General features: G+C 38.8%; 11 protein-coding genes. All 11 read right to left on the reverse strand.

Going from position 1 to position 13,468, the window contains the following annotated elements; translation table 11 throughout:
* Positions 1 to 161 precede the first annotated feature (161 nt).
* The 11 genes from BLS49_RS15905 to BLS49_RS15955 all read right to left on the reverse strand — a co-directional run bounded on the left by BLS49_RS15905 (position 162) and on the right by BLS49_RS15955 (position 13,418).
* The gene (locus BLS49_RS15905; protein WP_091232641.1) at positions 162 to 1,463 is read right to left on the reverse strand and encodes an ABC transporter substrate-binding protein; all 1,302 of its coding nucleotides are present in this window, start codon (positions 1,461 to 1,463) and stop codon (positions 162 to 164) included.
* Positions 1,464 to 1,502: 39 nt separating this feature from the next.
* Positions 1,503 to 2,828, reverse strand: coding sequence for an ABC transporter substrate-binding protein (locus BLS49_RS15910; RefSeq protein WP_175471435.1), 1,326 nt, complete (start codon positions 2,826 to 2,828; stop codon positions 1,503 to 1,505).
* Positions 2,829 to 2,998: 170 nt separating this feature from the next.
* Positions 2,999 to 4,330 carry an ABC transporter substrate-binding protein gene (locus tag BLS49_RS15915; protein ID WP_091232647.1) on the reverse strand — a complete coding sequence of 444 codons (1,332 nt, stop codon included), beginning with the start codon at positions 4,328 to 4,330 and terminating at the stop codon, positions 2,999 to 3,001.
* Between the two features lie 158 nt (positions 4,331 to 4,488).
* Positions 4,489 to 5,790: an ABC transporter substrate-binding protein gene (locus tag BLS49_RS15920; RefSeq protein ID WP_175471436.1), complete on the reverse strand. Its 1,302-nt coding sequence runs from the start codon at positions 5,788 to 5,790 to the stop codon at positions 4,489 to 4,491.
* A 172-nt stretch (positions 5,791 to 5,962) separates the two neighbouring features.
* On the reverse strand, positions 5,963 to 7,279 hold the full coding sequence (locus tag BLS49_RS15925; RefSeq protein ID WP_091232653.1) for an ABC transporter substrate-binding protein: 1,317 nt from the start codon (positions 7,277 to 7,279) through the stop codon (positions 5,963 to 5,965).
* Between the two features lie 292 nt (positions 7,280 to 7,571).
* Positions 7,572 to 9,389 (reverse strand): ABC transporter ATP-binding protein, encoded by a 1,818-nt coding sequence (locus BLS49_RS15930; protein ID WP_091232656.1) that lies wholly within the window; start codon positions 9,387 to 9,389, stop codon positions 7,572 to 7,574.
* Positions 9,390 to 9,404: 15 nt separating this feature from the next.
* Positions 9,405 to 10,583: a cysteine desulfurase family protein gene (locus BLS49_RS15935; RefSeq protein ID WP_091232659.1), complete on the reverse strand. Its 1,179-nt coding sequence runs from the start codon at positions 10,581 to 10,583 to the stop codon at positions 9,405 to 9,407.
* A gap of 23 nt (positions 10,584 to 10,606) precedes the next feature.
* Positions 10,607 to 11,059: a peroxiredoxin family protein gene (locus BLS49_RS15940; RefSeq protein ID WP_091232662.1), complete on the reverse strand. Its 453-nt coding sequence runs from the start codon at positions 11,057 to 11,059 to the stop codon at positions 10,607 to 10,609.
* Positions 11,056 to 11,583, reverse strand: coding sequence for a thioredoxin domain-containing protein (locus BLS49_RS15945; RefSeq protein ID WP_091232666.1), 528 nt, complete (start codon positions 11,581 to 11,583; stop codon positions 11,056 to 11,058). Before BLS49_RS15945 ends, BLS49_RS15940 begins: the two co-directional genes overlap by 4 nt.
* Positions 11,584 to 11,624: 41 nt before the next feature.
* A complete protein-coding gene (locus tag BLS49_RS15950; protein WP_091232670.1) occupies positions 11,625 to 12,104 on the reverse strand; it encodes a TlpA family protein disulfide reductase in 480 nt (159 codons plus the stop codon).
* A gap of 24 nt (positions 12,105 to 12,128) precedes the next feature.
* Positions 12,129 to 13,418, reverse strand: coding sequence for an ABC transporter substrate-binding protein (locus BLS49_RS15955; protein WP_091232673.1), 1,290 nt, complete (start codon positions 13,416 to 13,418; stop codon positions 12,129 to 12,131).
* Positions 13,419 to 13,468 lie beyond the last annotated feature (50 nt).

The raw sequence follows: 13,468 nt of genomic DNA on the forward strand, positions 1-13,468 counted from the left end.
CTATTTTTATTTGATTATCCCTACCTAACTATCCCTGACGATTATTTTCCAAAAATGTTGCATATTAACATCATATCCATAAAAAAATCTCCAGCCTCATCATTGAACATGACTGTTCTCTGATAGAAATCTGGAGATTTAGGTAATAAAAACTAATCTGATTATTTTCGTGGATTCTGATCTAGCACCTGCTGCCCGCGTTCTTGCATGGAAGAGATGGCTTCATCGAGAGTCTTGGCGCCAACCATGGCGGCTTTGCCTTCGGAGGTAATGATGTCCTTGACTTTTATAAATACCCCATCTGGAAGCAAGTCATAATTACCGATAAAGTTCACTTCCGGCTTAAGTTTATAGAAGCTCTCCATACGCTTTCCTTCCGGATTATAAATATAATCGATTCTTACAGGAAAAAAGAGACTGGATTTTCTTGAGCTTGCTTTAGCTAATTGTTCACCCGTTGCGAATTTCACAAATTCCCATGCTGCTTGTTTTTGAGTTGAGTCCTTATTAATTACGTGTATACCAGCAACAAGCATATAAGGAGAAATATCACGTGAAATAGTACGTTTATTCTGGGCTACAGGAGCCGTTACGATATCCCAGTTCAAATCAAACTGCTCCCCCTGCTTTTCTTTAAGCCCATAGAGTCTGTTAATGTAATTATTGAAATCTACGGTCATTGCACTTGTTCCCGTTATGAAGGGGTCATACAGTTCTGTAAATGGAATGTCAGGGAGTGTTACTGAATTTGAGTTATAAGCATCCATAATCATTTGAAATACTTCTCTATATGATTCAGAACCCACGTTCATCCGCATATCTTTTGCATTAATTCCAGCTAATCCCCGGCTCAGCGCTATATCATCTACCAAATCAGGGAAACTGCGCGAATAGAACCCGTATACTCCATCTTCAGATGGAAATCGCGCGGCTAACTGAAACACTTCTTCCCATGTCATTTGATCCTCTGGATACGGAACCCCATATTTATCAAACAAGTCCTTATTATAATAAAGTCCCTTGCTCGTAAATCGAGCTGGTATGCCATACAATTTCCCTTTTCCTACATCCCTTAGGTAATTCAGCATTTCAGGAACTATACCCTCGACATGAAATCTATCGTCAGAAAGCAGGGTATCAATATCACTTAATTGACCTTCCTCTATAAATTGCTCGTATTGACCCTTTGACACAACCATGACGTCGGGTTTTTCTCGATCGGCAACCTCCATATAATTCTCTGAATTGAATAAAACCACTTCAAATTCGACATTAGGATATTTTTGATTAAATAACTCCCCCACATTACTCATAAAATTTTCCTTACTGCTATCGGACATCACCTTTAATGTGGCCTTTATTGTAGGATCACCCTCATATTGAATCGTCTCTGCTCTATTGGAGCATGCACTTATGGCAACGATTAATACGACAAGTCCTAATAATCTTGTTAATCTACTCATCAACAACCCCCCGAGTAATTATTTGGTTGCGGCCATCGTTTATTGATCTTCTTTCTTACTCTTCTCAACCAATTGTTTGTCTAATTCCTCCTGTCCTCTCTCCTGAATAGATTGAAGAGCCTCGTCGATGGATTTATCTCCTCTACTAGCAGCCATGAATTCCGAATCCATAATGGCACCAAGAATTACATAAAAATTGTCGGGAATATTTGTTTTGGGGTTATTCTCCCTTAAGGCCCAATCCATATTTAGATTCTTATAAAAAATCTCCATCCGCTTTCCTTCCGGGTTATATATGTAATCTGTTCTAGTTGGGATCGAATTTGTCGTAGTTCGGGATTTCATCCTGGCAACTTCTTCACTATTGATAAATTTTACTAACTCCCAAGCGGCTTGAGCCTCCAAAGTGTCAGCATTTACAGTGTAAATATTTCCGAAAATGAAATATGGCGTTGCTTTGCTATTCGATTCACCTACCGGCGCTGTAGCGACATCCCAATTTAGATGAAAATCATCTCCACGTTCTGTCTTTGCCCAATATATATTGTTGTTAAGGTAATAGTAATAATCTACTGTCATCGCACTTTTCCCGGTAATAAACGAATCATACACCTCCTCTCCATAATCCTTTATTTCTAGCGTGCTGGATCGATGAGCATCTACCAAGGTCTCGAACAATTTTTTATAGGACTCTGTGTTGACGGTTACTTTCATTTCTTTACGATTAACCGATCTAAGACCTTGTGACGTCTCCATTTTGTATCTGAGCGAACTAAGGTGAGCTGTCTTAAAACCACTTACTCCATCCTCTACAGGAAAGCGTTTTGCCAATTGAAATACTTCATTCCATGTCATTCCATCTTGGGGGTATGGGATATTATACTTATCAAACAAATCTTTATTATAAAAAAGAGCTTGATTGTCAAAATGCGGCGGTAACCCATATAGCCTCCCCCCGCCACTTTGTCTGAGAAAATCAATAATATCTTGATTCACCCCCTCTAAATTGAATGCATCCTCCGTAATCATGTTATTTAGGTCATACAATTTCCCTTCACCTGTCAACTTTACATAATCTTCATAAGACAACAACAAAACATCTGGTTTCTGTTCCTCTCGAACCTTTTCAACATCTCTCCATGCACCAATTACCTTAACCTCAATGTTAGGATATTTAGCACGGAACAGATCCCCATAATCTTTATTAAAGAAATTTAGACCACCAGAATACATTACTGTAATCGTAGCCTGCATTTGCGGGTCACCCTCGTACTGAACAATTTGTTTCGGTGTAGAAGAGCAGGCTGTTAATACTATCGATGTAAGGAGAATTATTAACAACCATGTTGTTAATCGTTTACTCATTGAATAGCCCCCTATTTTTATCTGATGACCCCTACTATTCTTGACGATGATTTCCCAAAAATGTTTCATCTTAACATCATATCCATTAAAAAAATCTCCAGATCTGTCATTGAACATGTTTGTTCTTTGACAGCAGTCCGGAGATATAGGTTCAACGCTATAAGATTCGTTTATTTTCCTTCCTCAACACTCTTCTCAGCCAATTGTTTATCCAATTCCTCTTGTCCTCTCTCTTGAATAGATTGAAGAGCCTCATCAACAGATTTTTCACCTCTACTAGCAGCCATGAATTCGGAGTTCATAATATTACTAAATGCACTATTAAACTTGTTAGGAATCCTTTTATCTTGCCTATTATAATTTAAAGACCAATCCATATTTATATTTTTATAAAAAATTTCCATTCTTTTTCCTTCCGGGTTATACATATAATCCGTTCTAGTAGGAATGGCGTGTGTCGTAGTTCTCGATTTCATCTTGGCAACTTCTTCACTATTGATAAACTTGACTAATTCCCACGAAGCTTGAGCTTCCGAAGTATTCGCGTTAACAGCATAAATGCTGTAGAACATGAACATTGGAGCTGCTTCCCGATTGGATTCACCCACCGGCGCTGCAGCGACATCCCAATTCAAATGAAAATCATCTCCACGATCTGTTTTTGCCCAATAGATATTGTTATTAAGGTAATAATAAGACTCTGTAGTCATCGCACTCTTTCCCGTAATAAACGAATCGTACACATCTTCTCCATAGTCCTTAACTTCTAACGTCTTGGATTGATAAGCGTCTAGCAACGTCCCGAACAATTTCTTATAGGATTCCGTATTGATTGTAACTTTCATTTCTTTAGGATTAACCGTTTTAAGGCCCTGAGATGCTTCCATATTATACCTAAGCGCTCCAAGATAATTTTTATAGAATCCACTTATTCCATCCTCTACCGGAAACCGTTTCGCCAACTGAAATACTTCCTCCCATGTCATTCCATCTTGGGGATAAGGAATATTATATTTATCAAATAGATCTTTATTATAAAATAAACCTGTATTCCCAAAGTAGGGTGGTAATCCGTAGAGCTTCCCTCCACCACTTTGTCTAAGAAAACCGATAATATCTTGATTCATTCCTTCTAAATTGAATGCATCATCCGTGATCACGTTATTCAGATCAAGCAGTTTCCCCTCATCCATAAGTTTTACATAATCTTCATACGACAATAGTAGTACATCTGGTTTTTGCTCCTCTAGAACCTTTTCAATATTACTCCATGGACTAGCGGTAACTACCTTAACCTCAATATTAGGATATTTAGCCCGGAACAAATCCCCATAATCTTTATTAAAGAAATTTAAGCCACCAGAATACATTACTGTGATCGTAGCCTGCATTTGCGAGTCGCCTTCGTACTGGATGGTTTGTTTCGGTGTAGAAGAGCAGGCGGTTAATACTATCAATGCAAGGAGAATTATTAACAACCATGTTGTTAATCGTTTACTCATTGTTTAGCCCCCTATTTATTTGATGACATCACTATTAATGATGGTTATTTTCCAAAAATGTTTCATCTTAACACCTTATTTATTAAAAAAATCTCCGAACCTGTTATTGAACATGTTTGTTCTTTGACAGCAGTCCGGTTCAACGCTATAAGATTCGTTTATTTTCCTTCCTCAACACTTTTCTCAGCCAATTGTTTATCCAATTGTTGCTGCCCACGCTCTTCAATAGACACAAGTGCCTCGTCAATTGTTTTAACACCAACTGCAGCAGCCTTTAATTCCGATTCAACTATGCCGTGAAAAGCATTCAAAAAAGATATAGGGATATTTTCATAATAACTATGGCTCACTAGAGTCCTGTTCATTTTAAGATTTGAAAAAAAAGCTTCCATTCTCTTACCTTCCGGATTAAATACATAATCAGTTCTAGTTGGAATATTATTCGTAGTTGTCCGAGAGTTAATTGTAGCAAACTCTTCACCATTTACAAACTTTACAAACTCCCATGCCGCTTGAACATTTTGAGCTTTAGCATTAACAGCGAATATAGTTGGAATAAAGAAGTATGGTGTTGCTTCCCTGTTGGATTTATCTACTGGTGCAGTAACCACATCCCAATTTAAATTAAAATCTTCGCCACGCTCTTGCTTGACCCAATAAATATTGTTATTTAGATAAGTATAGTATTCAAAAGCCATTGCACTTTGCCCCGTTATAAACGGATCATTTTTCGCGAATCCATCATGTCCAAATATATTTAACGCTTGTGATTCACTCGCGTCTAGAATAGTCTCGAATAACTCCTTATAGGAATCCGTATTAACTGTAACTTTCATATCTTTGGTGTTGATTCTCCTAAGATCTTTAGCTTCTTCCATATTACTTAGAAGCGAGCCCAGACTAGGAGTATACAGACCACCTTCTCCATCCTCTATCGGGAACCGTTTAGCTAGTTGAAGGACTTCTTCCCATGTCATTCCATCTGTTGGATACGGAATAGTGTACTTATCAAACAAATCTTTGTTATAAAAGAGAGCACGATTACTAAATTGAGGTGGTAAACCATATAATTTCCCTCTGCCGCGTTCTTTAAGGACATCAATGACTCCCTGATTCATACCCTCTAACTTAAATGCTTCATCCGTAATTACGTTATTTAAATCATACAGCTTACCTTCATCCAAAAATTCTCCATATTCATCGAAGCCTAGTAGTAATACATCCGGTTCATCTTCTAGATTATTAATTAACTTAACATCAATATTTGGATACTTTGCTCGAAATAAATTTCCATATTCAAAATTAAAGACCTCTTCCCCCCCTGAGTACTTCACTGTAATCGTAGCCTGCATTTTCGAATCACCTTCGTATTGAATAGTTTGTTTAGTAGATGAACAAGCTGTAAGAAAGACAGACATAAGCATGATTACTGCTAACCATTTTGTTAATTGCTTACTCATTGAATAGCCCCCTATTTTTTTGATGACCCTACTGTTCTTGACGGTAATTTCCCAAAAATGTTTCATCTTAACATCATATCCATTAAAAAAATCTCCAGATTGCTGTCATTGAACATGTTTGTTCTCTGACAGCAATCTGGAGATTTAGGTTAAATACAATCATCTTTTATTTTTATTCTGTCATACTCTTCTCAGCCAATTGTTTATCCAATTGCTCCTGTCCACGCTCTTCAATTGACTTAAGAGCCTCATCAAGCGTTTTGACTCCGGCCATTACTGCCTTCACCTCAGACTCACTAATTACAAACAATTTAGACGTGAATCGAACTGGAATTGCACTTTCATCAACTAAAGCCCAACTCATGTTTGGTTTCTTATTGTAAAATACCTCTAATCGCTTTCCTTCGGGATTATATATGTAATCCGTTCTAGTTAATAAAGAAAGGTTAGGTGTCTTTGATTTTGCTTTAGCAACTTCTTCACTATTTACGAACTTGACGAGTTCCCACGCCGCCTGAGCTTGCCCAGATTTGGCATTCACAGAAAAGATATTCTGGAAAACGAGAGATTTAGTTGTCTCCCTATCACTATCATTTACTGGAGCTGAAGCTACATCCCAATTCAATTGAAAGTTGTCACCGCGTTCCTCTTTAGCCCAATAAATATTATTAAACATGTAAGAATAATACTTTACTGTCATGGCACTAGTACCTGTAATAAAAGGATCATATATACTTCCCCCACTCTGAACTGGGGAGACTACTGCTTTTGCTTCATATGCATCCAATAGTGTCTCAAAAATTTTCTTGAAAGATTCAGTATTTACTGTAACCTTCATATTTTTTTCATTGATCATACTAAGACTATTATTATCAGCTACTTCCTCTAAAAGTGAGGAGAAGGATTCCATGTAGAGTCCATTTATCCCGTCTTCCCCTGGAAAACGCTTGGCTAGCTGAATCAACTCTTCCCACGTCATCTGATCCTCCGGGTACGGAACATTATACTTATCAAATAAATCTTTATTGTAGTATATCGTCTTATTGGTAAATACCGGGGGTAGTCCATATAACTTTCCCCCTCCCTGCTGTCTAAGGAAATTTACCAGTTCAGAGTGCATTCCATCCAAGTTAAATGCATCGTTCGTGATTAGATTGTCCAAGTCATATAACAGATCTTCCTCAATAAGTTTTTTGTAATCCCAAAAGTTTAGTGCAAATACATCAGGTTTTTCTTTCTCCAAGACTTCCTTGTAGCGTCTATCCCAATTATCAATTACTGTAACTTCAATATTAGGATATTTCGCGCGGAACAAATCTCCATAATCTTTGGCAAACCATTCTTCTCCCCCAGGATACATTAATTTAATGGATGCTTTCATTTCTGGATCTCCATCATACTGAATCGTTTGTTTCGGTGTAGAAGAGCAGGCGGTTAATAATATCGATGCAAGGAGAATTAACAACCATGTTGTTAATCGTTTACTCATTGTATAGCCCCCTATTTATTTGATGATCCCTACTGTTCTTGACGATAATTTTCCAAAAATGTTCCATCTTAGCATCATATCCATTAAAAAAATCTCCGGATCTGTCATTGAACATGTTTGTTCTCTGACAGCAATCTGGAGATTTAGGTTCCATACAGTCATCTTTTATTTTTCTTCTGTTTTACTCTTCTCCGCCAATTGTTTATCCAATTGCTCCTGTCCGCGTTCTTGCTTGACCCAATAAACGTTATATCTTGATCATTGAACTTGATTACTTTCTGACAGAACCTAACTAAACCACCGCAACCGACTCATACCACTGAGACTGTGCTTTATACATCTGGGCATATTCTCCATGAAGTCGGAGCAATTCCTCATGAGTTCCCTGCTCCACAATTCGCCCTCCTTTAAGCACCAAAATCAAATCTGCATTCCTGCAGCTTCCCAATCGATGAGAGATCATAATGCTTGTTTTTCCTTCTACCAGCTCGGAGAATCGTTCGAACAATGCCGCTTCAGCTAATGGGTCCAGGGCAGCCGTAGGCTCATCATAAATCACAAGCTCCGCATCGGCATTAAAATAGGATCTGCTTAACGCTACTTTTTGCCATTGACCCTGCGACAGCTCTTTTCCCCCTTCATACTCATGTCCTAGCTGAGTATCATAGCCGCCGGGTAAACGCTGTGAAATCATATCTACTCCTGTCTTGGCAGCTGCGATCTCCAGTTGGGCTCCATTATCAATAGAGGTGATATTTCCAAATCCGATATTTTCCCGCAAGGTTAATTGATATTGCACGAAATCCTGAAAAACAGCGCTAACCGCTCTGGAATCATCATCTTCAAATATATCCTTACCTTTCCATAACATTTGCCCTCGTTGAGGTCTGTATAGACCAAGCAAGCATTTGGCTAGCGTGCTTTTACCCGCTCCGTTATGCCCAACAACCGCAACCCTCTGACCCGGTTTAATATGAAATTCAATATCCGATAACGCAGGTTCAGTTTGATTCGGATATGTAAAGCTGAGTCCGTTAACCACAAGCCCGCCAGATGCAAGTGCTAGCGGATTGATGTAGACGTCCTCCTTCTCCTGCGTCTCATCCTGCTTTTTATCCGGAAGGTGGAGAAATTGAATCAGGTCGCTGGTAAACAGCGCATTCTCATAAATGCCTGATAAATTGGCGGAAATTAGCATGATGTTGTCCTTGGCGGTCGTCACGGTCTGAATCATCGCTACAAAAACACCAACGGTCATGCTTCCCGTATAGCTAATGAACAAAACAACGATAGTAGAAAGTGCCGTAAAGGAATAAGAGAATAACTCAGTAAATCCGCCATACCACTGCCCCGTTTTCTCTAACCCTGCCTTTTCCTTGGCATTTTTCCAGTATAGCCTGCCCCATTTATCGATAATGTAAGGATAAAGCTTGAACAGCTTCATCTCTTTCGCGGATTCTCTTCTTGTCATCAATCCCATCAGATAACCCACTTTTCGATGTGTAGGAGTTTGGCGATACATTTGCTCATATCTTTTCTGGCCCAGCTTCATATTGATGATAAAGGAGGGGATGATTAAGCACAGCACACCTACTGACAGCATCCAATGAAAGCTTGTGAGAACGATTAAAAGCGAGATTAGTGTTACAACACTTTGCAGTACCAGAAAAAAATGATCCAGCACCGAAAGTCCGCGATAGGCAAGTCCTTGAGTTACTCTTTGCAGGCGATCGTAATATTCCGACTCTTCGAAATATATATAATCCAGCCTCGAGCATTTATCCGCAATAACACTGTCCATTTTATATTGAGCCTTTTGCTTAATGACCAGAAGAAGCATATGAGTAATTGATCTCAATCCTAAGGAGATCAGGAAAAATAACGCCTGCCAACCTACCGTTGTTAAAGCAGGTACAAGCATTTTCGAGTCGCCTTGAAACAGTACCGCAGCCTGTTCCACGAGTTGCTTGGTCAAATAGATTTGAACTGCCGGCTGGAGTGCTTCCAGTATCCGAATGACGATCATAATAAACAATCTTAGAGGAGAAGACTTCCAAATGAACGGAACAATTTCAAAAAATAATCCGCGAATGACTCCTTTACGACTCAAATCAGAACACCTCTCTTATACCCCTTGCAGCAACTCAAATTTATTTTTAGTTTTCACGTGGTTCACCATTTTTTCAATAGAATCCAAGAGATATTCAGCATCCTTCAAGCTAACTGATTCATGCAGGCTAAGTCTGATACTGCTTGAGGAGATCATTTCATCATTTGTAATGGCCATTAATACACGGCTTGCTTTTGCTTTGGAGGAACAGGCTGACTGAGAGGATACAACGATTCCCTGTTTAGCAAGAATCCCGATTAATATGGCAGAGGTGATCCCTTTTCCTATATATGAAAAATTAATGATGTGAGGTGAGGACAAAGGAGGTAGAGCACTATTCATGATGATTTCAGGGATTGTCACAAGCTTTGAATACACCAGATCATGCAAGGTAGTCAACACCCTCATCGTCTCTTCCCGATTTTTAAGAGTAAGCTCAATAGCCGTTGCCATGCTTAATACCCCGGGAACATTGGTTGTACCCGGTCTTATGCCACGCTCTTGTTCTCCTCCATACAACAACGGGGCAAGCTCAACGGTTTCTTTTATAATTAACAGACCAATTCCTTTAGGTCCGCCGATTTTATGTCCTGATAGCGTGTATAGATCAATATCTTCGATTAATAAAGATTGTTTGCCGAATCCCTGTACTCCATCTACATGAAAATGGATGTCAGGCTTATTTCTCAATAGCTTTCCGATCTCTTGAATGGGTTGAATAGCTCCTGTCTCATTGTTTACATGCATTACACTTACGAGTACAGTATTCGGTTGCATGGATTCTTCAATAGTCGATACACTCACCACTCCGTTGCGATCCACTGGCAAAAATGTAACCTCTACGCCCTCTGCCACCAATTGCTTGCAGCAATTGTAGACCGAAGAATGCTCAACTTGCGTAGTAAGCACATGCGGAATTTGTCCTGTTTTTTTTGCCCATGCTCGAACAACTCCCAAGATCGCCAGGTTGTTGCTCTCCGTGGCTCCTGATGTAAAAATCACTTCATTAGGCATCACCTGGAGCAGCACGGATATTCGTTCCCTTGCTTCTTCTACTCGCAGATTAGCTTCAAAGCCCATGTCGTGAACAGAGGATGGGTTCGCAAATATTTGTTTCGTTGAATGCATCAGCTCATCGTAAACCTCAGGATGGAGTGGTGTGGATGCACAAAAATCAAAATATAATGAATCCATTATGGCCGCCTCCCTATCACAGTTTAATGGAATAAATGACTAAACAGCTTCTTTAGCTTGCCTTCGCCATTCACACTTGCAAGATTGCTCACATCTTCCCCGCTATACACGTTACCCTTATTTAAAATTCGCCCATATTCATCAACTACGATACAGAACGGATGTGTTTTTACTTCAAATTCCTCTTCCATTTGCTCTGGAGATAGAGACACGATGCTCCATTTATTATGCAAGAAATCATCCAGCTCCCTATGATCCTCCTGATCACCTGTTGAAAAAATAACTACACCCGTATTAGGCAAACGTAAGTCTCTGATCTGAGGCAACAGCTCAATACAGCGCACACAATGCATGGACACAAACAACAAAATTTTTGGTCCCTTCATGTTATTCAGTTGAACCAACTGACCGTTCTGATCGCTGTATTCATTAATAGTCAGGAGCTTTCCCGGATTTGGATCATGATCTATTGTCATTCCTTTTTGCCCCCTGTCCCTGTAAATTGCACGTTTTCGATGCCCTTAATCCCCTTGTTTACGATTACAGCGACTTTCTCGACAGTATTCACCGTATCTTGTGCCAAAACAATTCCTTGATCGGAAAGAACATATACATAGGGGAAAATCGCCGTCTTATATAATTCGAACTGAGTCTGCTCGTATGGAATCATAGGGATTTCAATTTGGTGTTCTTTTTGAACCTGTCTGAACTCAGCATCATCCCCAAATATAAACAGAAGCATTTTCTTACTCGGCCATCTCTCTGCCAAGCTGTTAATTGTAGTAAAAATTTCAATACATGCCTGGCACGTCGTGGAGAGAAATAGAACGATGATTCCATCGTGCTCTTTTAAATCCATATGGGCATCAGCATCCACCAGGCCAGGAAATGGACTGCCTACAGGCAGACCCTGATTCCTTGGCATAAACGCATGATTCTTATTTTTTTGTGATTTCAAGCAATACACATACCTGTAGAGCTTCAAAAATAAACGGCGCATCACAATCATCCTCTCTGCTTAGTGGCAAAGTTGGATTTTTCTTAATTTTCCAAGTAACAGAATAAATTCTCAATGTCCGCTACCTCATCTACTCTCTCAATGATTCCCGTTGAATCCAGAGTTACAATCGTGGGAACTCTTTTAATCCCAAACAAATCAACGACCTTGGTAGAGCGTATAATAGGAAAATTATAATGTAAGTCCTTGTGGCTTACGTTTGAATATGTATCTTCGTCACCTTTAAAGACCAAATAATTGTAAACGCCTGATTGATTAGCCAGCATTTGCAGTACCTCAAAACATAAACCGCAGGTATCGCTTAAAAATACTAATTTCGTGACTTTACCTGGGACTTTTTCAGAAATAATCTTCTTTCCGAACTGATCTCTTACTTTAAAAAGAGGGATCAGATCACCCACTCCTCCACCTCGCGGCTGATCAGGGTCAGCACGATTTGTCTCTTGTGATTTGTTGCTATGGGTTAAAAAGAGTTTGTTGAATAGGGTAGATACCTTATTCATGGGATCACTCCTGTGGTAATACGATTATTTTTTTTCTTCATTGGTCTTCTCAGCTAATTGTTGGTCCAGTTGTTGCTGACCACGCTCTTCAATAGACACAAGTGCCTCGTCAATTGATTTAGCACCAACCGTAACAGCCTTTAATTCCGATTCAATTATGCCATCCAGAATGCCATAAAACTTACTAGGAATCTTATTGTATTTACTAAAATCCTTTATACCCATATTCATATTTAGATTCTTATAAAAAGCTTCTAATCTCTTACCTTCAGGATTATATACATAATCAGTTCTTGTCGGAATATTATTCGTAGTTGTCCGGGAGTTAACTTTCGCAAACTCTTCACTATTTACAAACTTCACAAACTCCCATGCTGCTTGAACATTTTGGGATTCTGCGTTAACAGCGAAAATCATTGGAATAAAGAAATAAGGTGTCGCTTCCCTATTGGATTCATCTACTGGTGCTGTAACTACATCCCAATTTAAATTAAGATCTTCTCCTTGCTCTTGCTTGACCCCATAAATATTGTTATTTAGATAGGTATAGTATCCAAAAAACATTGCACTTTGCCCCGTTATAAAAGGATCATTTTTTGCAAATCCATCATGTTCAAAAAAATTTATCGCTTGTGTTTCATTTGCATCCTCAATAGTCTGAAATAACTTCTTATAGGAATCTGTATTAACTGTAACTTTCATATCTTTGATATTGATTTTCTCAAGACCTTTAGCTAGTTGCATGTCACTCAGCAAATCGCCCAGACTACGAGTATACAGACCACTTACTCCATCCTCTATCGGAAAGCGTTTAGCTAGTTGAAGGACTTCCCCCCATGTCATACCATCTGTTGGATATGGAATTTTGTACTTATCAAATAAATCTTTGTTATAAAAAAGAGCACGATTGCTAAAGTAAGGTGGTAAACCGTATAATTTCCCTCTGCCGCTTTGTCTAAGGAGATCAATAACATCCTGATTCATACCCTCTAATTTAAATGCATCATTCGTAATTGCGTTGCTTAAATCATACAACTTGCCTTCATCCAAAAATTCTTCATATTTATCGAAGGTAAGTGCAAATACGTCCGGTTCATCTACATTATTAGTTATCGCAACCTCAATATTCGGATACTTTGCTCGAAATAGATTTCCATAAAAAAAGTCGAATGAGTCTTTATCTCCATATCCCACTGTAATGGTAGCTTCCGACAAAGGATCAACTTCATATTGAATTGTTTCGTTACTAGCAGAGGAACACCCAGAAGATATAATTGAGACCAATAAAATAACTAATATTAGTCGAAATTTCATTTACACACCCCTTTTTAAAAATTTGTTTATCATTCTCTCAATTTTATTTA

Origin of the sequence: Fontibacillus panacisegetis, assembly GCF_900102215.1 — a bacterium.
Classification (GTDB): Bacteria; Bacillota; Bacilli; order Paenibacillales; family Paenibacillaceae; genus Fontibacillus; species Fontibacillus panacisegetis.

Excerpts from the sequence above, each read along its gene's own strand:
- BLS49_RS15905 (WP_091232641.1), bottom strand. The coding sequence starts at position 1,463 with ATGAGTAGATTAACAAGATTATTAGGACTTGTCGTATTAATCGTTGCC.
- BLS49_RS15910 (WP_175471435.1), bottom strand. The coding sequence starts at position 2,828 with ATGAGTAAACGATTAACAACATGGTTGTTAATAATTCTCCTTACATCG.
- BLS49_RS15915 (WP_091232647.1), bottom strand. The coding sequence starts at position 4,330 with ATGAGTAAACGATTAACAACATGGTTGTTAATAATTCTCCTTGCATTG.
- BLS49_RS15920 (WP_175471436.1), bottom strand. The coding sequence starts at position 5,790 with ATGAGTAAGCAATTAACAAAATGGTTAGCAGTAATCATGCTTATGTCT.
- BLS49_RS15925 (WP_091232653.1), bottom strand. The coding sequence starts at position 7,279 with ATGAGTAAACGATTAACAACATGGTTGTTAATTCTCCTTGCATCGATA.
- BLS49_RS15935 (WP_091232659.1), bottom strand. The coding sequence starts at position 10,583 with ATGGATTCATTATATTTTGATTTTTGTGCATCCACACCACTCCATCCT.
- BLS49_RS15940 (WP_091232662.1), bottom strand. The coding sequence starts at position 11,059 with ATGACAATAGATCATGATCCAAATCCGGGAAAGCTCCTGACTATTAAT.
- BLS49_RS15945 (WP_091232666.1), bottom strand. The coding sequence starts at position 11,583 with ATGCGCCGTTTATTTTTGAAGCTCTACAGGTATGTGTATTGCTTGAAA.
- BLS49_RS15950 (WP_091232670.1), bottom strand. The coding sequence starts at position 12,104 with ATGAATAAGGTATCTACCCTATTCAACAAACTCTTTTTAACCCATAGC.
- BLS49_RS15955 (WP_091232673.1), bottom strand. The coding sequence starts at position 13,418 with ATGAAATTTCGACTAATATTAGTTATTTTATTGGTCTCAATTATATCT.